Origin of the sequence: Glutamicibacter sp. BW77 (assembly GCF_002332285.1) — a bacterium.
Classification (GTDB): Bacteria; Actinomycetota; Actinomycetes; order Actinomycetales; family Micrococcaceae; genus Glutamicibacter; species Glutamicibacter bergerei.
The window spans coordinates 1-19994 of record NZ_NRGT01000043.1 but is presented as its reverse complement, the minus strand read 5'-3'; the positions used below and the strand labels follow the sequence as shown (position 1 = coordinate 19994).

Below are 19994 nucleotides of genomic sequence, written 5' to 3'. Positions count from 1 at the left end.
TGATGTAGATTTTATATCACATGAATATCAGATGGCGCAAGAAGAAAGATTAATTTTTTGGAAATTTCTAAAGCTCATGCCCTACCAGGTGAAGATAACTATTCGATATCCTATGCGGCGGGTACGGTCGGGTTGAGCGTGCAGTCGTTGAGGCTCTATGAGTCACGGGGGTTGGTGGTTCCTCGGCGCACCAACGGAGGTACTCGAAAATACTCGCGGGTGGATTTGGCGCGCATTGGAAGGATAGTTGAGCTGCTTGGTGAGGGGTTGAATTTGGCTGGAATAGAGAGGGTGCTGATCTTGGAAGAGGAGAACCGCCTTTTGCGCGCAAGGCTCTCGAAACGGTAGGGGCGTACCTGTCAGAAGGGTTTGTCCCAGCGCAGGTATTCACGGCAATATTGCCTGTGCGCAAGTTGTATTTCGTGCTGACGCAATTGCGCACAGTTTATTCACGCTGCGTGCATACTATGGTCGCCTGGCGGCTCGTTCGCGCTTCGCGTGATCCAGGTTGGCGTGTTTTACCTTGCAGGAGAGCGTGGTTTGCGTCAGTATCGGGTCCAACAGCGAGCACTCTACAGTCCCCGGGCTACCGCTACGCCAACCGCAATCCACGAGCGTTATGTGGCAGGACGCAGTGCGTCATAGCGAAGGGCGCCGCCCGCGAAGGCTGGACAAAACGGAATGCTTGCCACATCACGTGCGCATACCACAAGCTCTTCAACCAGGGCTAACTCGTACCCCTTCAGAAGAGCCGCACGTTCAAACGCAGGATGCTGCACTTCTGGACTGATGACTTGTTTATCCATTGAAACCCGGAGGGCTTAGCCCCTGATCTTGACCGAGCCACCAAACATATCTTTCACGGGCCAACCGTGCACCAAGGAAAAACCCGCCTAGCCGATGTCTCCATCTCTAAATATGAGTAGAGGGTACCCCCAGTGAATGGGGCACCCTCTGGATATAGCTTTTGAGAATCTAAGGCTGAGTTGCTCGAATCGCGTCAGTAATGGACGCACCAGGATGCTGACGGCGATATTCCTTCAGTTCCCGAGGATCAACCTTCTTCGTGATCTCCACGGAGGCATCATACTTCTCTCCGAAAAAGGCCCAGAGCATCACGCCACACGCCGCGAAAATCAAAGCAACAAAGATGTTGCTGAAGGCAAAATACGCCACCGCAGCAAGTGCAACGCACAGCAGGGTCAGAACAGGCCTAATATAATTCTTCATGGAACTCACTCCTTAAGTACACCCAGTTTTAATGGCAGCAATACCCAACAGCTCAGCTCCTAGAGCGGCTGCAGCTCCACCTAAAGCTTGAAGTTTCTCATAGGAGAAGCTAGCTCCCCACATAATTCTGATTGCCTCATTTACACCACCAAGAGAGTTCATAAGCTTTTTGATCTTCAGAATCTTGGCAACTGGGATCGCGGTAGTACCGATGGCCAGCAGGATAGCTCCGGAGCATTCAAGGAAACCCGCTGCCGACGCGACTCCTTCAATGCCGGTTCCCTGAACCAAATGTTCCGAAATCCACTGACGCGTTGCTTCGTCTCCCTGAAGGAGTACCGATTCTGGAATCTCATCAATGATTCGAAGCAGCTCTTCGGCTTGCTTCTGATCCTCTGTGATGCTTTGAGCATCAACGGATACTGAGGTTCCTTTTAGAGCCGGCGCTGCGCTAGCTGGTGCCGCAAAAGTTGCAGCCAACGCAGCAGCGGCAAGGATAGCTATAGATGGCCTGAGCATATTTCTAGATGACAAGATATTTTCCTAACTATCGTATGGAGTAATGTCTTATCTCGACACTAACAGCGCCTATTTTTACTGTAAATACTACTTAAGTAGGAGGTCCAATTCTGGTAGCTCAAAGGGACGGGATGCTGAGGGTCACCTATTCCGTGCAGTCTCGATAGCTCCCCCCAAGCGTCCCAGCCAGGGTTCCCCTTACGGGACACCGTAAACAATCGTTTATGGTTCTCACGACTTGTCACTGGCATAGAGTTCGGCGTGGAAAGGAGATGATCAAGCGATAGAATTTTTTCATGTCCGTCACTGAGCTCACCACAAGCGCACAGAACTATCTGAAAGTGGTCTGGGGATTATCGGAATGGTCTTCGACCCCGGTGACTCCCTCGCTAATTGCCCAACGGATCGGACTGAAGTTATCTTCAGTTTCGGACGGGGTACGCAAGCTGTCCGCACAGGGCTTGTTGGAACATGCTCCTTATGGATCGGTGGAGCTGACACCAGCCGGTCGTCAATACGCTGTCGAAATGGTCCGAAGGCATCGACTACTGGAAACGTTCCTTGTCCAGGTTTTAGGTTATTCCTGGGACCAGATCCACGATGAAGCAGAAAACCTCGAGCACGCAGTTTCCGACTTTATGGTGGAACGAATCGATAAGTTTTTGAATTTCCCGACGCGTGATCCACATGGTGATCCAATCCCGTCGGCCTCGGGTGATATTGAGCTGCCCGATGCTATATGCCTCAGTGAATTAGGTCCGGGGCATGAAGTGGTCATCGAACGGATTTCAGATGATGATCCGCAGTTGCTGAAGTTTTTCGAGAAGCAGGGTTTTCGTATCGGTGCCAGGCTTTCTGTCGGTCAAGGGGCTCCATTTTCCGGGGCGCTGGAAGTCCTCGTCGGCGATGCTCAGAAATCCGTGTCGCTCGGGGACACCGCCGCGAACGCGTTATATGTCTCGCGGGGTTCGAAGCCTGTGTGTGAAGTGTAAAAAATCGGTATATACGGAGGAAGTTTTCTGTTTCAGGGAAGGCAAGGGCCGGGCAAGGTCCAAGGCATCTCGTTGGAAGAGTTTGCCGGCTCTTGCTCGTCTCTTCGAGGGCGTTTCGGGCTTCGCTATGTACTTGCTAGGTGATCTTTTTCCCGACGTCTTTTGCTAAGACGGGTGCTGACTAGTCCATGCTGGGGGCTAAAAAGGTAGACCATGAGGAACGCCGAACCCTGGGTAAGCACGACCATCCCACCAGAGGCGGTATCGAAGTAGTAACTCGCGTATAGACCGATGACGGCGCAACCTGCCGAGATTGTGGGCGCGATGAGGAGCATTCGATTGAATCGATTGCTAAGTAGGTATGCGGTTGCCCCTGGGATGATGAGCATCGCAACCACTAGGATCACACCCACGGCCTGGAGCGCCACCACTGCAGTAAGCGCTAAAAGCGCTAAGAGCATTGCTCCGAGTAAACGCGGGCTCAAACCAATGGCATGGGCATGGGTTGGGTCGAAGGCATAGAGCGTGAAATCGCGTCGTTTCACTATGAGTATCACCAACGTCAACGCGCCGAGAACGATGATCTGTGTGAGATCTGCCCATGAAACGCCAAGAAGGTTACCGAAGATGATGTGGTTCAGGTCGGTGTTCGAGGGTGTGACGGATATTAGAACCAGACCTAGGGCGAACAATGTTGTGAAAACGATACCAATAGCGGCGTCTTCTTTCACTCTGCTGGTGTCACGGACAATACCGATGAGTAGTACCGCCAGGAAGCCGAAGACCACGGCGCCCACGGCGAAGGGAGCTCCGATGATGTAGGCCAGGACTACTCCGGGGAGTACTGCGTGGGAGACGGCGTCGCCCATGAGGGACCAGCCGATCAGTACTAGCCAACACGAGAGTACGGCGCAGACCACGGAGGCTATGAGGGTGGTGATCAGTGCCCGCAGCATGAAGCCGTAGTTCAGGGGTTCGATGAAAAAATCGAGGGGAGTCAAGGCTATTGTCTCGCTAACACGTTAAGGCCGAAGGCTAGGGCAAGGTTTTCGGGGCGCAGTATTTCTTGGGGAGACGCGTGAAGCAGCACTCGGCGCATGAGAAGAATCGCCTCGTCTGCGAGATCAGGAAGTGCATGAAGGTCGTGGGTGGAGACCAATACGGTGGCACCGTCAGATGCCAGTTCACGCACTAACCGGGTAATTGTCGCTTCGGAGCGTTTGTCGACTCCGGAGAAAGGCTCATCAAGTAAAAGTACTTTCGCGCCTTGGGCGATGCCTCGAGCCACGAATGTTCGTTTCTTTTGCCCGCCCGAGAGCTGGCCTATTTGCCGATCCGCGTACTGGGTTAGTTCGACTCTTTCAAGTGCTTCGTGTACAGCTGTTTCATCTGCCGTACGTGCCCGACGCGTGAAGCCCATGTTTCCGTATCGACCGGTCATAACGACATCACGCACGGATAGTGGAAATGACCAGTCGACATCTTCGCTTTGTGGCACATAGCCAATGCCGCCCGATTTACGTGCAATAGCCGGATTCTTCGAGTTCACCAGTACGCTGCCGAAATCTGGGCGAACCAGCCCCATAATCGATTTGAAGAGCGTGGATTTCCCGGATCCATTCATGCCCACCAAACCGCATACTCGACCCGAAGCAATATCGACGGTGGCGTGGTCTAAGGCCTGGACTTCTCCATACCGGACGGTGACATCGTGAAGTGAGATCGCAGTAGCCATCAATTCTTCCCAGTTAGCGCTTGGATGATTGTTTGCGTGTCATGGCGGATCAGCTCAAGATATGTTGGGACTGGACCGTTGGATTCAGACAAAGAATCCACATAGAGTGTTCCGCCATATTTAGCGTCCGTTGCTTCGACAACTTGCTGCATTGGAGCATCAGAGACGGTGGACTCGCAGAAGACCGCCGGTACTTGATTCTTTTTTACGAATTCGATTGCCGAGGTGATCTGTTGGGGGGTCGCTTGTTGCTCGGCGTTGACGGCCCAAATGTATTTTTCCGTCAGAGTGGCATCTCGGGCGAGGTAGGAGAATGCTCCTTCGCAGGTGACGAGCGCCCGCTGGTTTGGAGGCAGGTGCGAAAGCTCAGTGACTAATTCGTCGTGCACATTTTGCAACTGATCTTTGTACGCCTCGGCGTTCTGGGAGTAAGCAACCGAATTTGCAGGGTCTAGATCGCTGAAGGCCTCGACGATATTGTCGACGTAAATTTGGACGTTCAAGGGGCTCATCCAGGCGTGAGGGTTTGGCTTTCCTGTGTACGCATCTTCGCTGATGTCGATAGGAACCACCTTATCGCTGATGACCGCGTGGGGTACGTTGAGTCCTCCAACGAACTGACCAAACCAAGCTTCGAGGTTCATTCCGTTATCGAGGATGAGGTCCGCGGATGCAGCCTTTTTGATGTCACCAGGGGTGGGCTCATACCCATGGATCTCCGCTCCAACTTTCGTGATGGATTCTATGCGGAGGTGATCGCCTGCGACGTTTTCGGCGATATCGGCCAGGACTGTGAATGTGGTGAGTACTACCGGTTTCTCCTCCTGAGAGAGGTTGTCTTTTGCCCCGGACGATGCACAGCCGGTTAGGAGGAGAGCCGTGGCTATCGTGCTGAGGAGGGTGATCGATCGGGTGGTCAGTTTGAAGTGAGAGCTTGGCATCTAGTTTTTCTTTCAGATTTTTAGAACTGGATCCGTGGCTAAATCAAGGCATGAATGGAGGTGGGGTTTGTGGGGGCGGACCGGCACGGTGGGACGCCGAGATGAAATGTTCGATCTTGGAAGGACTCTCGCCACGCAGATAGACGCTGAGCAACCTCAGAAGGTGGTGCATCACGGTTTCAGCCTCGACTGAGGTACTTAATATCGTGTGTGCCATCTGATGATTAGACTCGTGCGCTGCTCGAAACAACGCGATTGCCTCTAACCAAGGCTCATCACGGCGTATTGGTGAATTATGAATGTGCATAACCAGAACAATAATGTTTGCACCTACGAACTTTCAAATTGTGACGAACGTAGTTCCTTGAATTAGATAACTAGACGGCATTGGTTCCAGAGATCAAGGAGATGCTGGGAAAAAGGACGAGCCGGATTGCACCCACAAACTTCCGCTCAGCGCATGGCTGAAACTGCCGTATGCGACTTCTGATCTGCGCCTCATGATGGAGCATTATGCTGATCCTGCATGCGGCCCACGAGGTGGGGCTTTCTCTACCATTGATAGGTATCAGTTTTGCGCCGCTCCTGCTCACCGGCATGAACTCTGGTTCGGTAAAACGGGTCACAGCTCGGTAGGTAGCCACTGAATAGTAGACAAGGTACAGCGATGCTTAGGCAATGACCTCCGCATTTGCGCGGAAGTCATTGCGCTACAAAAACGATGGCATCTGGCCTGGTCTAAGCCCTAAATGGTCTTTAGGCGGTACCCCATGCCCGGTGATGTCAGCAGGTGTACCGGGTTCGCCGGGTCGGCCTCAATCTTTCGGCGTAGCTGGGAGATATACAGCCGCAGGTACCCGGTATCAGCGACATGCTCCGAACCCCAGATCTCGGTGAGCAACATCTGCCGGGTGACCAGCTTGCCTTCATTGCGCGCCAGAATCTCCAGCACCTTCCATTCGGTGGGGGTCATACGGATTTCTGCCCCGTGCTCGTCCAGCACCCGCTTGCTGCTCAAATCCACTACGACCTGTCCCAAGCGCAGCACAGCCGGGGCTTGCGCCGCACCCGGCCTCCGGCCCAAGGCGCGCAGCCGGGCGAGCAGCTCGTCGATGTCGAAGGGTTTGGTCAAGTAGTCGTCCGCCCCGGCATCCAGCGCCTGCACCTTGTCCACCGCATCGGTGCGCCCGGAAACCACCAGGATCGGCGCCTGACTCCAGCCGCGGATGCCGGCGATCATCTCCAGTCCGGTCAGCCCGGGCATGCCCAGATCGACCACGTACAAATCCGGCCGGTGCTCGATGGCTAGGTTCAGCGCTTCGGCGCCGTTGGCCGCGCCGAGCGCCTGGTAGCCACGAGCGCGCAGGATCACATGCAGCGCCCGCAGGATCTGCGGATCGTCGTCTGCAATCAAAATCTTCATCAGCCGTCCTTCACTACAGCGGAAACCAACAGGTCAACCACCATGGTCAGCCCGCCGCCGGGGGTGTCTTCAGCGTACAGCGCCCCGCCCATTCCCTCGGTGAAACCCTTGGCCACCGCCAGTCCGAGCCCCAGGCCGGTCTGGTTATCCGTGTCGCCCAGGCGCTGGAAGGGCAGGAACATGGTTTTCTTGCGCCCCTCGTCCACCCCGGCCCCGCTGTCAGCGATGCGGATCTGCACCGTGTCCCCCAGCGTGCTGCTGCCCACCAGCACCGGCTTGCCAGCGTTGAAGCGCAAGGCGTTGGCCAGCACGTTGACCAACGCGCGCTGCAGCAACACCGGGTCGGCGCTGACCGCCGGCAGGTCCGCGTCCAGGTCAAGCTGAATCTGCGCCGGGCCGGCGCCCAGCTCGTCGAGCGAGGCAAGGATGACCTCGTCCACGTAGATCTGCTCTGGATGCACGGCCAGCGCCCCGGCCTGGAGTCGGGAGACATCGAGCAGGTCGGTTACCAGCTCGGCCAGCGCGTGCAGTGACTGGTCGGCGGTGCTGACCAATTCACTGCGGTCCTCTTCCGATAACTGGATGTCGGTGGCCTTCAGGCTGCCCACGGCCGCCATGGCAGCCGCGAGCGGGCGACGCAGGTCATGGCTGACGGCCGAAAGCAGGGCCGACCGCACCCGGTCGGTTTCGGCCAGCGGTTCCAGCAGGCTGGCGGTGTCTTCCAGTGCGTGAAGTTCGCGCAGCGCCGCCAGTTGAGCGGTGACCACCTGCAGCAGCCGGCGCCCGGTGTTCGGCACCGCCCCGTAGAGTTCCAGGACCGCCTCGTCGTCCACCGGGAGCACCGCATCCGGGGAGCCGTCAGCGGTGCCCACGAGGTCGATTTCGCGGCCCACGTCCACTAGCCGGGTGGCCTTGAGGCCGAAGGCCTCGCGGGTGCGCTCGAGCAGGGCGTGCTGGGCGTCCTGGCCGCGCAGCACGTTCCCGGCCACGGCCTGCAGCATCTGCGATTCGCTGGCCGACCGGCGCGCGTTGCGGGTCTGCCGGGCGGCCAGATCCACCACGTAGGAGGTGATCAGTCCCGTGAGCACATACAGCCCCAAGGTCAGCACATGCACCGGTTCGTAGATCGTCACGGTGTACAACGGCTCGATGAAAAAGAAGTTCAGGCTGACCCCGGAACCGATCGCGGTGCACAGCGCCGGCCACTTGCCGCCGGCGACCGCGGCCAGGGTGACCAGCAGCTGGTAGCCCAGGGCGGCCGCGCTGAGTGTGTCTGTGGTGAAGAACGCAGTCAGCAGCATGGTCAGCAACGGCCCTCCGGCCAGAGCAACCGCGAATCCCAGCAGCCGGCGGCGTGGCGACAGCGGCGGGCCGGGTCGTGGCAGCACCCGATGTCCATGGGCCGCGGCGTGGCTGACGATGTGCACGTCAATGTCCCCGGCCGCGCGGATGATACCCGCGCCCATGCCCTCGCCGGTGAGCAGCGCCTGCAATCGGCTGCGTCGCGACTGGCCGATGACCACCTGGCTGGCATTGACCTCCCGGGCGAACTCCAGCAGCGCCGCGGGGATGTCCTCCCCCACGACCTGATGGTAGCTGCCGCCCAGCGACTCGGCCAGCAGGCGCTGGGCGCCGAGCTCCTGCGGGTCGCTGCGGCGCAGCCCGTCCTGGGTGCTCACATGCACCACAATCAGCGTGCCGCCGGCGGAACGGGCGGCGATGCGCGCCCCGCGACGGATCAGCGCCTGGCCCTCGAGCCCGCCGGAGAGCGAGACCAGCACGTTCTCGCGCGCCTGCCATGAGCTGTCGATGCCGTGCTGCCGCCGGTAGTCCAGCAGCGAGTGGTCTACCTCATCGGCCATCCACAGTAGGGTCAGCTCACGCAGGGCGGTCAGGTTGCCCACCCGGAAGTAGTTGGACATGGCCGCGTCGATGCGTTCGGCCGGGTAGACCGAGCCCTCGGCCAGCCGGCTGCGCAGCGCCTGCGGCGCCAGATCCATCACCTCGATCTCGTCGGCCGCACGCAGCACCGCATCGGGCAGGGTCTCGCGCTGGCTTACCCCGGTGATCTTCTCGATCACATCGTTCAGCGAAGCCACATGCTGGATGTTCACCGTGCTCAACACGTCGATCCCGGCCTCCAGCAGGCGCTGCACATCCTGGTAGCGTTTGGCGTTGGGTGAGCCAGCTGGGTTCGAGTGGGCCAGCTCGTCCACCAACGCCACGTCGGGACGGCGGGCCAGCACCGCATCGGTATCCATCTCTGAGAGCGTCACCCCGCGGTGCTCGATGGCAGTGCGCTCGATGATCGCCAGCCCGTCCAGCAGACGCTCGGTCTCGGCGCGGGCGTGGGTTTCAGCCAGGGCCACCACCACGTCGCGACCTTCCGCGGCCAACCGGTGCCCCTCACGGAACATGGCGTAGCTCTTGCCCACCCCGGGGGCTGCCCCCAGGAACACCTTCAATCGGCCGGCAGCGCCCACTTGGCTACTCCTTGATCGCGTCCAGCTGGAGATTCAGCTCCAGCACATTCACCCGGCCCGCGCCGAGGAACCCGGCCTCCGGGCCCTTGGACAGGCGGTGCACCAATTCTTGCACCTGCGCCGGGTCCAGCGCGCGCGCCGCGGCCACCCTGTTCAACTGCAGCTGCGCGTAGTCCGGGCTGATGTCCGGATCCAGCCCGGAGAAGGAGGCGGTCACCGCGTCGGGCGGGACGTGGGCTTCTAGCACGTGGTTGAAGGCGGCGACCTGCGCTCGGCGCTCGGCGATATGCTTGGTCAGCTCCGGGTCGTTCGGCCCGGCGTTGCTGCCGCCGGAGGCCAGCGCGTCGAAGTTCCCGGCCGAGGGGCGCGGCTGGAAGTGGCGTGGATCGGGGGAACCGTCGGACTTCAGGTATGCCTGGCCGATCAGGGCCGAGCCCACCGTTTGCCCGTCGTGCTTCAGCAGCGAGCCGTTGGCCTGCGCCGGGAACAGCACCTGGCCGGTGGCGGTCACCAGCAGCGGGTAGGCGATGCCCAGCACCGCCACCAGCAGCGCCGTGGCGCGGGCTGCGGTCCACAGCTGGCGCAGAATCGAGGTTGATAGCTTCATTTTTTGTCCTTCGTTCTAGTGTTAGAGGCCTGGCAGCCAGGAGATCAGCAGGTCGATCAGCTTGATCCCGACGAACGGTGCGATCACTCCGCCCAGGCCATAGATCCACAGGTTGCGCGATAGCATGCGCGACGGGCTCATCGGCCGGTAGCGCACCCCGCGCAGGGCCAGCGGGATCAGCCCGATGATCACCAGCGCGTTGAAGATCACCGCGGAGAGGATGGCCGAGGAAGCCGAGTGCAGGCCCATGATGTTCAGCGCCCCCAGCCCCGGGTAGAACACCGTGAACATCGCCGGGATGATCGCGAAGTACTTGGCCAGATCGTTGGCGATGGAGAACGTGGTCAGCGCCCCGCGGGTGATCAGCAGCTGCTTGCCGATGCGCACCACGTCGATCAGCTTGGTGGGATCCGAATCCAGATCCACCATGTTGCCGGCCTCCTTGGCTGCGGCGGTGCCGGAGTTCATCGCCAGCCCCACGTCGGCCTGCGCCAGCGCGGGCGCGTCGTTCGTGCCGTCGCCCGTCATCGCGACTAGGTGGCCGCCGTCCTGCTCGCGGCGGATCAGCGTCAGCTTGTCCTCCGGGGTGGCCTCGGCCAGGAAGTCGTCGACGCCGGCCTTGCGGGCGATCGCCGCCGCGGTCAGCGGGTTGTCGCCGGTGACCATCACGGTGCGGATGCCCATGGCGCGCAGCTGCTCGAAGCGCTCAATCAGCCCGTCCTTGATGACGTCCTCCAGCGCGATCACCCCGAGCATTCGGGCAGGCTCCCCGGAACGAGAATCGGCCAGCAACAGCGGGGTAGCCCCGGCCGAGGCGATGGAGGACACCGCGTCGCGCCAGAATGGCGCGTCCGGATCCTGCGGGTCCCAGCCTTCGCCCACCGCCCAGGCTTCGATGGCGCTGGCTGCGCCCTTGCGGATCTGCGCGCCGCCGGCCAAATCCAGGCCGGACATACGGGTTTGCGCGGTGAACGGGACCACCAGCGCGCCCTCGTCGGGCTGCGCTGAGACGCCCGAGCGCGCGGCCAGATCGATCACCGATTTGCCCTCCGGGGTCGGGTCGCCCTGCGAGGCGCGCACCGCGGCCAGCAACGCGTCCTGCTCCGCGATGCCGGGCAGCGCGATGACCCGCGTGGCCATTCGGTTTCCATAGGTAATGGTGCCGGTCTTGTCCAGCAGCAGCGTGCTCACGTCCCCGGCGGCCTCCACGGCGCGCCCGGAGGTGGCCAGCACGTTGCGCTGCACCAGCCGGTCCATGCCCGCGATGCCGATCGCAGAGAGCAGCGCCCCGATGGTGGTCGGGATCAGGCAGACCAGCAGCGCGACGAGCACCGGGATGGACACCGTGTGCCCGTTGGCCGAGGCGATCGGGTTCAGCGTCAGCACCACCAGCAGGAACACGATGCTCAAGCCGGTAAGCAGCAGGTTCAGCGCGGTCTCGTTGGGGGTCTTCTGCCGGTTGGCGCCCTCGACCAGCGCGATCATGCGGTCGACGAAGCTGGCCCCGGGCCGGGTGGTGATACGCACCAGGATCTCATCGGAGAGCACCCGGGTGCCCCCGGTGACAGCGCTGTGGTCGGTGCCCGCCTCGCGCAGCACCGGGGCGGATTCGCCGGTGATGGCCGATTCGTCCACCGTGGCGATGCCGTGGATGATCTCGCCGTCGCCCGGGACCAGTTCCCCGGCGCGCACGCGCACCACCTGCCCGATGGCCAGCTGCTGGCTGCCCAAGCGTTCCACGCGCGTATGCACCGCGCCCGGGTCTCCGGCTTCGTCGTATTCCTGCACCACCTCGGCCAGGGTGTCGCGACGGGTGGCCTTCAGGGATTCGGCCTGCGCCTTGCCGCGGCCCTCGGCCATCGCGTCGGCGAAGTTCGCGAAGATCACCGTGGCCCACAGCCAGGCTGCCAGCGCCCAGGTCAGCGGCTCCAACAGCGCCTGCTCGGCGCCCAGCCACGGGCTCGCGGCGGCGATGGCGGTGAGCAGCACCGCGCCGAGCAGCACGATGAACATCACCGGGTTGCGCCACATCAGCCTCGGGTCCAGCTTGTGCACCGCGAGCTTCAGCGCAGCCACAGTGGCGCGCGCGGTGAAGCTCGAGGCGCCGGACGGGGTCGGTTCGCGTGGCGGCTGCTCGGGCATGTGAGGCGCGCGGTCGATAGTTGAGTGGTGGATGCTCATTTTCTAGCCCAGCCCTTCGGCGAGTGGTCCCAGTGCGAGGACCGGGAAATAGGTGAGGACGGTGGTCAGTAGGCCCGCGCCGAGTAGCAGCCCGACGAATTGCGGGCGGTGCGTGGGCAGTATGCTCGGTGCTCGGTGCTCGGTGACCGGCGCGCTGGCGGCCAGCGATCCGGCCAGCGCCAGCACCAGCACGATCGGCGCGAAGCGGCCGATCAGCATGACCAGGCCCAGCGCGGTGTTCAGCCACGGGGTGTCGGCCGACAGTCCGGCGAAGGCCGAGCCGTTGTTGTTCGCGGCGGAGGTGAACGCGTAGATCAGCTCCGAGAGGCCGTGTGGCCCGCTGTTCGCCCGCGAGTCCAGCACGGATTCGCGCGCGCCGGGAATGGCCAGTGAGACGGCCAGACCGCCGAGGATCAGCGCCGGGGTCACCAGGATGTACAGGGCGACCAGCTTGATCTGCGTCGGCCCGATCTTCTTGCCGAACAGCTGCGCGGTGCGCCCGATCAGTAGGCTGCCGATGAACACCGCGAGGATCGCGATGATCAGCATGCCGTAGAGCCCGGAGCCCACTCCGCCCGGGGCGATCTCGCCGAGCATCATGTTCAGCATCGGCAGCATGCCGCCCAGCGCGGTGAACGAGTCATGCGCGGCGTTGACCGCGCCGGTGGAGGTTCCCGTGGAGGTGGTGGCGAACAGGGCGGTGCCCGGGATGCCGAAGCGCACCTCCTTGCCCTCCATGGCCGCGCCGGCCGCGGCGGTGGCGCTGCCGGCGGTGGAGTGCTCGGCCAGGGCCAGCAGCACGAAGCTCACGGTGAACAGCGCGCCCATGGCCGCCAGCACCGCGTAGCCCTGCTTGGCGCTGCCCAGCATCGTGCCCAGCGTGCGCAGCAGGCTGAACGGGATCAGCAGCATCAGCACGATTTCGGCGAGGTTCGTGATCGGGCTCGGGTTCTCAAAGGGGTGCGCGGAGTTCGCGTTGAAGAACCCGCCGCCGTTGGTGCCCAGCAGCTTGATGGCTTCTTGGGAGGCTACCGGCCCGCCCGGGATCGACTGCAGCTGCCCGGTCAGGGTGTGCACCGCCAGCGGGTCGTTGAAATTCTGGATGACACCGCCCGCCAGCAGCGCCAGCGCGGCCAGCACCGCCAGCGGAAGGAGCAGGCGGATGATGCTGCGGGTCAGATCGACCCAGAAGTTGCCCAGGGTGCCGCTCGCCTTGGCTGTGAACCCGCGGATCAGAGCGACGACGATGCACAGGCCCACCGCGGCGGAGACGAAGTTCTGCACGGCCAGGCCTGCCATCTGTGCCGAGTAGCCCAGGGTGCTTTCCCCGGAGTACGCCTGCCAGTTGGTGTTGGTGACGAAGGAGGCGGCGGTGTTGAAAGACAGCGCCGGGTCCATCGGGTCCATGCCCAGCGAGGCGGGTAGGAACTGCTGCAGCCGCAGCAGCGCGTAGAGCACCAGCAGCCCGACCAGCGAGAAGCCAAGCACCGCACGCAGGTAGGAGCGCCAGGTCTGGACCGAGTCGGGGTTGACCCCGATCACGCGGTAGACCGCACGCTCCACGCGCAGGTGGCGCCCGCTGGTGTACACGTGCGCCATGTAGTCGCCCAGCGGCTTGTGCAGCAGCCCCAGCACCAGGGCGAGCGCGGCGAACTGCGCTACGGCAGACCAAGCGCCCATCAGAACTCCTCCGGGTGGGCCAGCACATACAACAGATAGAGGAGGCAGGCGCTGCCTAGGGCGCAGGTAGTGATCAGTACGAAGGTCATAGCTTGCCCACCACCTTGGCAAACAGCGCGAAGGCCGCGAAAGCCGCGACATACACGGCCAGGTAAACGAAATCGAGCACGGGATTCTCCTTGGGACACGCCGCCGGCCGCGGTTCGACCGGTGATCCACAGCGGATCCTTCGACTACTGTGGCACCCCGCGCGCCCAAAATCAGCGATCCTAACGGAACCCATGCACCCGTCGAGAAACATCCATACACGGCTCAGACGAGTGGCGTTTCGCGCACCTCTCAATCGATCGTTTTCGGTGTCCCGCATAAGGCCCGCCGCCCATTCCCCGGGCTTTTTTCAGGCAGGGTATATGGGAATCTGAAATGTTCGAAAACTCAGACTTTCTTAAATTGTCCGGGTCAAAGTCGCAGATGTCCCGTATGGCAACCGGCTTACTGGGCACCTGAATCGTCAAATAGCGGTTCAGCTCAAGTGATCGAGTCGAAAAGGAAACCGACGAGCACAGTTTCCAGATAAAAACTGACATACCAGCAGGTTCAAAGTGGAAAATCCAAAAGGATGGAAGCCTAGAGCTCAAGGGCAAAGTTGATGAAGGGCTCGCAATAGCAGAAACATCGTGGGCCATCGATGCAAATGGTAAGCAACTGCCAATGGAGTTCGTCATCGATGACAAAACAATAACCCAGCTAGTAGACACCGACAGGGCAGCCTCCCCGATCCTCTTCGGCCTGAGCATTTAGTGGACCATTGGAACTTCGGCTCTGTGCGTTGCTGAAGTTGGAAGCTTTGCGGTGGGCGCCGCCAAGGTCATGGAGTCATTTGCCAAGACCGGCAAGATCATCGAGTCAACGAAGAGTGTCATCAAGTCTTATAACAAGCTCGGCGGTACTGTGAAATCGGTCGTTGACAAGCTCAAGAAGTAAGTCAAGAAAAGTCATCATTGACAAAAGCGCAGATTAGAAAGCTCGAAGTATTCTTCACCATATTCGGGTCGACAGCTTTCCAAATCCGCGGTCTGGGGCCCTGTTGTGATCTCCTAAAACGAAGATAGCGATCTGATGACGGCGAGCACACACCTAAACGGGAGAGTTGGGTAACCATGGCGTTCATGACCTTTCTAGCAGCCATCGGGCTCGTGGTTTCCACATTACTGTTTGGGTTTTCATTGCTGGTCTGCACGAGACCGGACCAGAATCCGACAACGAGAGCGCGAAATCGATGGCGCTCACGGCGCTCGTGATGCTTTTCGTGGCCGTCTGCACCGCATTCATCCTCGTTGAGCCTGCGCTGATCAACCCGCTGTGGTTGCAATACACACTGATGGCAGGCCTTCCGCTGCTGGTTGGCTACGTCATGCGCCGGGCGCTGGCCAGGAGCATGAATAGCACTCAGCAGTAGCAACTGGTCCTTCTCGTTGAAGTATGTCTTGTCTCAACGCAACGGTGACACTTCTGTAGCTGTGCAGTCTCAAAAAAATTTAGTTTTATGAGGCATTGGTGCAACGGCTTACCATAGCATCCAAAAAAGTTCTCAATCACTGGATATGCACAGAAGGGACTACGGTGGAAGTCCATTTTCTTTCGCTTCGGGCATTCACTAAGGGGTATCCGTTACCGGCGATCTGAAAGGGCGGCTTTGTCAGCGTCGACGATGTTCCCATATATAGGTTATTGCAGCCAGGAACTTTTCTCGGTGCGATTCCAGGACCTGCTGTTGTTCGCTGCGTTTGGTCTGCGGTTTCCTTGGCTTCGTGTTCTGGGAGTAGAGCCAGTTGTATGCGATTTGGACGTTGACGCCCAACACTGCGGAAACATCTGTCAGAGAACTACCCGAAGAAATAACCATTTCAACGGCGTCGGCTTTGAACTCTTCACTGAAACTACGACGATCTGACATGAAACAAATTCTCATAGGCCCTGTCTCAGGTCAGCATCCGGGGGCACTCTTCGGACTGAGGAAAGAGCGATCACCTCAACGATTGGACAGCAGGGCCTAGATATCCGGATAATGGCGTATCGAAGATCAACGTCCATATTTCAGCCATATGAAAAGACCGCTGGCCCCACGCCTGTGGTCAGCGGTCTTCAGATAAATAGTGAATCAACCGGACGATCTTCCAGCGGCTCTATCCCTGACTGCGGGGTGCGTTCCTCTCCAGTCGGTTAATGAGCGGAGTTAGAACCACATATCCTAGGGTTGCGGTGACCGCTGCGATCAAAGCTGATTGATAGGACGTCATCACGAGACGGTAGCAGCCAAGCATGACGACGAAGGTCAAAAGCGTCTGCAGAGTTTGCACCGCCATCTTGCTTGCGCTGTTGAAGATCTTGAGAACGATCCGATCGCTGATTTCACCCAAAACAAGAATTATCAGGACGAAGACAATGGTCAACAGAGGCGACCAGATTAGAATTCCCGGTTTCGGGTTTCCGAACTGGGAAAACCATAACGGGGCAAAAAATCCCAGCAGTACCGGCAAGCCCGTTGCGAGCGTCACCATCGCCAGGTAGAGGCCAAAACGTGGAAGGCCAGATATTTGGGCAAGGCGCACCAAACCAGTGCCTGGCGCTACCGCATCCAGCCACGATTGAACTTCAGACCGTCCGAGCTTCACGCGCGACTCGCTAGAGCCGAGGCCTCTGTGCGAGGCAAGAGCGGAAAACTCAGATTATGATTCCCCATTCGTCCTAACTTATCGTGAACCGGCATACGCTTCGCCCAAATATAGCAAAGGGTCAAGACACGATTTGGCCACAAATTTCTGGCGAAGCTTCGCCGCCATGGTCCTGTTAGGGGAGGTTATTGAATTCGTCGAACATGCGACGCCATGGATCTCGATGTCCTGTAAATTCCGTTCATAAAACAGTGGCGAAGCTTCCGCAAACCCCGAAGTCTCCAGCTGAGATTCCCTGTCAGTTGCCACGTACGAACCAATGCAATACCCCGCGCCCGCGTACGTCGGATGTTTGCTGTGAATGAAAGGGCACAGGTCGGGAGAACTCCTATTTAATGGCGGAGAATCACGCTACCGTCAGATATTTTACTTTTCACACGTCGCCCCACCACGGGCGGCTGTTGCAGTTCTGTGGTGGCCCCTATCGGGTCAAAAACGTCCTGATGAACTTGACTAAATGCCAACATGGCAGGAAACCGAGTCCACGTGGCCCTATTCTTGGCGCTTTTAATGACCGACTTATAGTTGACGGAACTCAACAGGGAGTTAGTGTGTAATAAAAGCGAAAATGATGCGAGCAAGGGAGATCGAACTGTGCTGAAGATCAAGAAGACGTTGGCTGCTGGCGCGACAGCGCTCTGCCTGACCGCCGGGATGGTGGCCTTGGCTCCTGCCGCCCAAGCGGACACCCAGACACGGTGGTACAACAATCTGCAGGAGTGCAAATCTGAGACCAAGGCCCGGGTGAAACACCTCCAGAATAAGGGCTACACAGTCAGTGTCCAGCGCCATTGCAAGGGCGAGCAGTACATCGGTTACATGCCGCAGTATCAGACGATTCTTTACGTCAACTGACGTTCGCCGAAGGAACCACCACCTGCCGAGGCCCAAGATGAACATATGAGGCGACTGCGCTCTGTGCATCCATCTCCTCGGCTGCCCTCGATGCTGTCTAAGGCAAGGCCGCCGGAGTGCTGCGGGGAGCATTCAGCTTGTTGGCGATGGTTTCCATCCGGACGCTGGAAGTTTAAACTGACAACCCCTATTGGGACTTGCTAGACCCCAACGACGATGGACTCATGGACCGACTCAGGATTCCCTCCATCGATGTGAAAGTCCCGGTGTATCACGGAACAGCAGAAGACGTTCTCTTAGAAGGCGCCGGGCACCTAGAAGGAACCGCGCTTCCAGTAGGCGGCGTGGGAACACATGCTGTCATGACCGGGCACCGAGAATTGCCTCAAGCTGCAATGTTCACAGACCTTGACAAAGTCGAGCCCGGAGACATGATTGAGATCGACGTTTATGGGCAAACACTGGTATATCGGGTGACGGATAGTTCCGTGGTTCTTCCGACCGAAACTGCACTGCTCAGACCACAAACAGGGGTGGATCTCATCTCGTTGGTGACGTGCACTCCTTTAGGCGTTAACTCTCACCGGATTATCGTGACAGCTGAACGCGTGAATCCAACCCCGCCCAGTGCAGGGAAAAATGTAGATTCTGTAGGTTTCCCTTGGTGGGCCGTGGGATTGACTGCCACTGCGGTGGCAGGCATTTGGTACGTCATGCGAACACGCGGCCAAAGTGACGCAAGCAGCCGATAAGGACGCGTATGCCTCCGCAACTCGTACTGCCACTTGCCTGACCTAGCTTTCCGTCGGTTCCAAGACATGCCCTCTTATAAGCGGGCGCTATTCGCACCGAATACCTCAGGTAAAAGACATCCTTATGACTGAAGCTTGCGTGAATTCTGTAGCTACGTGGAATGTTAGGCGTATTCCAGTACGCAATCCCGACAGATCACACCGGTCTTGGTTTTTTCCTCGGCCTGGCTCCGATGCCGGATAGTGAAGCATTCAACGCAGACAAATTCATCCTCGCCCTGAGGGACCACGTCGACGGAGAGCTCCTCGTCAACAATCGCGCCGGGAAGCTCCAGCCCGTCAGAGACATCAGCCTCATCGAGTTCAGCGTTGACGCTCTTCGCGGTGGGCGCATCCATCTTCTGGACGTCTTTGAGGGTTTTTTCTGACGCTTCGGCTACGTCCGGTCGTGCTTCATCATAATCTGTGGCCATGACATTTTTCCTCCTCATCAGAGATACTCAACGAAAAACACATCGTAATAACTAGGCAGTCGACCGTCAAACTGGATTGCGGTTTTCTGACAATGCCTCCTTGAAAAATTCCGTTGCCGCAAAACGAGGAGCTCGTCATCATAAAGCTTCCATAAGTTGAACTTATTCCGTCAATTGACTGTGGGAGGTTGGAGAGCTGGAACTGATGAAGCCAACTGTCAAGTAAATACGCGCTGGAGTAGCAAGGTTCTTAGTGGTACCATATCTAGTACCACTAGGAGGTAAAATGGCAATCACCACCAGCGAAGCACGGCGGGACCTATTTGGTCTCATTGAACGCGTGAACCTCGATCACACCGAAGTGGAAATCATGTCCAAGCGTGGATCCGCGGTGCTTATGTCAAAAGACGAATACGATTCACTCGTGGAAACCAGCTACCTTCTGCGCTCACCGAAGAACGCAGTACGTCTACTTTCCGCGCTTGAAGCTGCCAGAGAAGGTCAAGTTGCAGAACATGGACTCATTGATCCGTGAGCGGAAGACTACTGACCTGGACTACCGGTGGCTGGGAAGACTATCTCTACTGGCAAACTCAAGACCGCAAGACTCTCAAGCGCATTAATGCGCTCATTGAAGATGTGTTGCGCGATGATCCTTTTGAGGGTATCGGCAAGCCTGAACCCCTGAAGCACGTTTTGGCTGGCGCGTGGTCGCGCCGCATCGATGAAGCGAATCGCTTGGTCTATGTCGCTGATGACCGCGCTGTGACAATTTTGCAGGCCAGATACCATTACTGATTTTTATTGGTCTGTGAAGTATCCCGACATGGGAGTACTCACATCTACTTTCTATCCCAGAGTTAACTGGCATGAGCGGTTATTCGCGAAGCGGGAATAGGCGGTTTTCCGGGCCGTTTGGGAATGTTGTTCGTCAGGTTCGGCGTGCTGCGATGTATTGGGCGTAGGCTACGGCTGAGTCCACAGCGTGGCGTTCGATGGTGGTTACGCTGCTTGATAGTCTGCGTGGTGAGCCCGCGGGCCAGCAACTGTGCCTGCCACCCATCCAGCATGGCAGTGAACACCTGTTCGTCTGCCCGGAACAGCCCAATGTTCGGATCCACCAGCATCCGCGGGACGAAACCAGGAACGACATCACTCACGACGGCCCCTAAACCATGGAAACATGCATTAGATGCAGGAACCCTACGCCCGCAAGAGCTCCAGAGGCAAGAGCAGTCGCCGATCCTAAGAGCGGCGAAGCATGCAAAGTCCGCCTGACATACAGATACGGTGGATTCGCTGATGGACGGGAGTTCTTGCAGCTACTTCTATTCCCGTAAGTTTTGAGCCGATAATTATGATTACGTAAAGTAGAAAAGACTCTATTT

At 58.9% G+C, this 19994-nt stretch carries 22 protein-coding genes; 8 read left to right on the top strand and 14 right to left on the bottom strand.

Annotated features, from left to right (window positions below):
- Positions 1-57: 57 nt before the first annotated feature.
- Complete coding sequence (locus CIK74_RS05250) at positions 58-348, top strand: MerR family transcriptional regulator (RefSeq protein WP_255248504.1); 291 nt, start codon at positions 58-60, stop codon at positions 346-348.
- 627 nt (positions 349-975) lie between these two features.
- Here CIK74_RS05250 and CIK74_RS05240 read toward each other — a convergent pair.
- Both CIK74_RS05240 and CIK74_RS05235 read right to left on the bottom strand, forming a co-directional pair.
- A complete protein-coding gene (locus CIK74_RS05240; RefSeq protein WP_096254727.1) occupies positions 976-1230 on the bottom strand; it encodes a hypothetical protein in 255 nt (84 codons plus the stop codon).
- A 12-nt stretch (positions 1231-1242) separates the two neighbouring features.
- On the bottom strand, positions 1243-1764 hold the full coding sequence (locus tag CIK74_RS05235; protein ID WP_141392872.1) for a hypothetical protein: 522 nt from the start codon (positions 1762-1764) through the stop codon (positions 1243-1245).
- A 281-nt stretch (positions 1765-2045) separates the two neighbouring features.
- On the opposite strand from CIK74_RS05235, the gene CIK74_RS05230 reads away from it, so the two are divergent.
- Positions 2046-2741: a metal-dependent transcriptional regulator gene (locus tag CIK74_RS05230; protein ID WP_096254725.1), complete on the top strand. Its 696-nt coding sequence runs from the start codon at positions 2046-2048 to the stop codon at positions 2739-2741.
- 125 nt (positions 2742-2866) lie between these two features.
- Here CIK74_RS05230 and CIK74_RS05225 read toward each other — a convergent pair whose 3' ends face one another.
- The 8 genes from CIK74_RS05225 to kdpA form a co-directional block, all read right to left on the bottom strand.
- Entirely contained in the window at positions 2867-3742 is an 876-nt protein-coding gene (locus CIK74_RS05225) for a metal ABC transporter permease (protein ID WP_096254724.1), read from the bottom strand.
- 2 nt (positions 3743-3744) lie between these two features.
- Positions 3745-4479: a metal ABC transporter ATP-binding protein gene (locus CIK74_RS05220; RefSeq protein WP_205738253.1), complete on the bottom strand. Its 735-nt coding sequence runs from the start codon at positions 4477-4479 to the stop codon at positions 3745-3747.
- Complete coding sequence (locus tag CIK74_RS05215) at positions 4476-5417, bottom strand: metal ABC transporter substrate-binding protein (protein WP_096254722.1); 942 nt, start codon at positions 5415-5417, stop codon at positions 4476-4478. Before CIK74_RS05215 ends, CIK74_RS05220 begins: the two co-directional genes overlap by 4 nt.
- A gap of 745 nt (positions 5418-6162) precedes the next feature.
- On the bottom strand, positions 6163-6840 hold the full coding sequence (locus tag CIK74_RS05205; protein ID WP_096254720.1) for a response regulator transcription factor: 678 nt from the start codon (positions 6838-6840) through the stop codon (positions 6163-6165).
- The gene (locus tag CIK74_RS05200; protein WP_096254719.1) at positions 6840-9323 is read right to left on the bottom strand and encodes a DUF4118 domain-containing protein; all 2484 of its coding nucleotides are present in this window, start codon (positions 9321-9323) and stop codon (positions 6840-6842) included. Before CIK74_RS05200 ends, CIK74_RS05205 begins: the two co-directional genes overlap by 1 nt.
- Positions 9324-9327: 4 nt before the next feature.
- The gene (gene kdpC / locus CIK74_RS05195; protein ID WP_096254718.1) at positions 9328-9930 is read right to left on the bottom strand and encodes a potassium-transporting ATPase subunit KdpC; all 603 of its coding nucleotides are present in this window, start codon (positions 9928-9930) and stop codon (positions 9328-9330) included.
- Between the two features lie 21 nt (positions 9931-9951).
- Entirely contained in the window at positions 9952-12111 is a 2160-nt protein-coding gene (gene kdpB / locus CIK74_RS05190; protein WP_240520460.1) for a potassium-transporting ATPase subunit KdpB, read from the bottom strand.
- A gap of 3 nt (positions 12112-12114) precedes the next feature.
- Complete coding sequence (kdpA, locus tag CIK74_RS05185) at positions 12115-13791, bottom strand: potassium-transporting ATPase subunit KdpA (protein WP_096254716.1); 1677 nt, start codon at positions 13789-13791, stop codon at positions 12115-12117.
- An 852-nt stretch (positions 13792-14643) separates the two neighbouring features.
- Between kdpA and CIK74_RS19130 the strand changes: the two genes are divergently transcribed.
- Positions 14644-14775: a hypothetical protein gene (locus tag CIK74_RS19130; protein ID WP_256382650.1), complete on the top strand. Its 132-nt coding sequence runs from the start codon at positions 14644-14646 to the stop codon at positions 14773-14775.
- A 295-nt stretch (positions 14776-15070) separates the two neighbouring features.
- The gene (locus CIK74_RS18465; RefSeq protein WP_141392871.1) at positions 15071-15250 is read left to right on the top strand and encodes a hypothetical protein; all 180 of its coding nucleotides are present in this window, start codon (positions 15071-15073) and stop codon (positions 15248-15250) included.
- A 240-nt stretch (positions 15251-15490) separates the two neighbouring features.
- Here CIK74_RS18465 and CIK74_RS05175 read toward each other — a convergent pair whose 3' ends face one another.
- Together CIK74_RS05175 and CIK74_RS05170 are read right to left on the bottom strand one after the other, a co-directional pair.
- Positions 15491-15748: a transposase gene (locus CIK74_RS05175; protein WP_096254714.1), complete on the bottom strand. Its 258-nt coding sequence runs from the start codon at positions 15746-15748 to the stop codon at positions 15491-15493.
- Between the two features lie 229 nt (positions 15749-15977).
- The gene (locus tag CIK74_RS05170) at positions 15978-16406 is read right to left on the bottom strand and encodes a hypothetical protein (RefSeq protein WP_141392869.1); all 429 of its coding nucleotides are present in this window, start codon (positions 16404-16406) and stop codon (positions 15978-15980) included.
- A gap of 714 nt (positions 16407-17120) precedes the next feature.
- On the opposite strand from CIK74_RS05170, the gene CIK74_RS05165 reads away from it, so the two are divergent.
- Entirely contained in the window at positions 17121-17381 is a 261-nt protein-coding gene (locus CIK74_RS05165; protein WP_096254712.1) for a hypothetical protein, read from the top strand.
- A gap of 197 nt (positions 17382-17578) precedes the next feature.
- Positions 17579-18133 (top strand): class C sortase, encoded by a 555-nt coding sequence (locus tag CIK74_RS05160; protein WP_256382648.1) that lies wholly within the window; start codon positions 17579-17581, stop codon positions 18131-18133.
- A 164-nt stretch (positions 18134-18297) separates the two neighbouring features.
- On the opposite strand, the gene CIK74_RS05155 is transcribed toward CIK74_RS05160, so the two are convergent.
- Positions 18298-18606: a DUF4193 family protein gene (locus CIK74_RS05155; RefSeq protein ID WP_096254710.1), complete on the bottom strand. Its 309-nt coding sequence runs from the start codon at positions 18604-18606 to the stop codon at positions 18298-18300.
- Positions 18607-18892: 286 nt separating this feature from the next.
- On the opposite strand from CIK74_RS05155, the gene CIK74_RS05150 reads away from it, so the two are divergent.
- The gene (locus tag CIK74_RS05150; RefSeq protein ID WP_096254709.1) at positions 18893-19141 is read left to right on the top strand and encodes a type II toxin-antitoxin system prevent-host-death family antitoxin; all 249 of its coding nucleotides are present in this window, start codon (positions 18893-18895) and stop codon (positions 19139-19141) included.
- Positions 19138-19404 (top strand): Txe/YoeB family addiction module toxin, encoded by a 267-nt coding sequence (locus tag CIK74_RS05145; protein ID WP_096254708.1) that lies wholly within the window; start codon positions 19138-19140, stop codon positions 19402-19404. Before CIK74_RS05150 ends, CIK74_RS05145 begins: the two co-directional genes overlap by 4 nt.
- Positions 19405-19466: 62 nt before the next feature.
- Here CIK74_RS05145 and CIK74_RS05140 read toward each other — a convergent pair whose 3' ends face one another.
- Positions 19467-19766, bottom strand: a complete 300-nt coding sequence (locus CIK74_RS05140) for a hypothetical protein (protein ID WP_141392868.1) — start codon at positions 19764-19766, stop codon at positions 19467-19469.
- Positions 19767-19994: the final 228 nt, after the last annotated feature.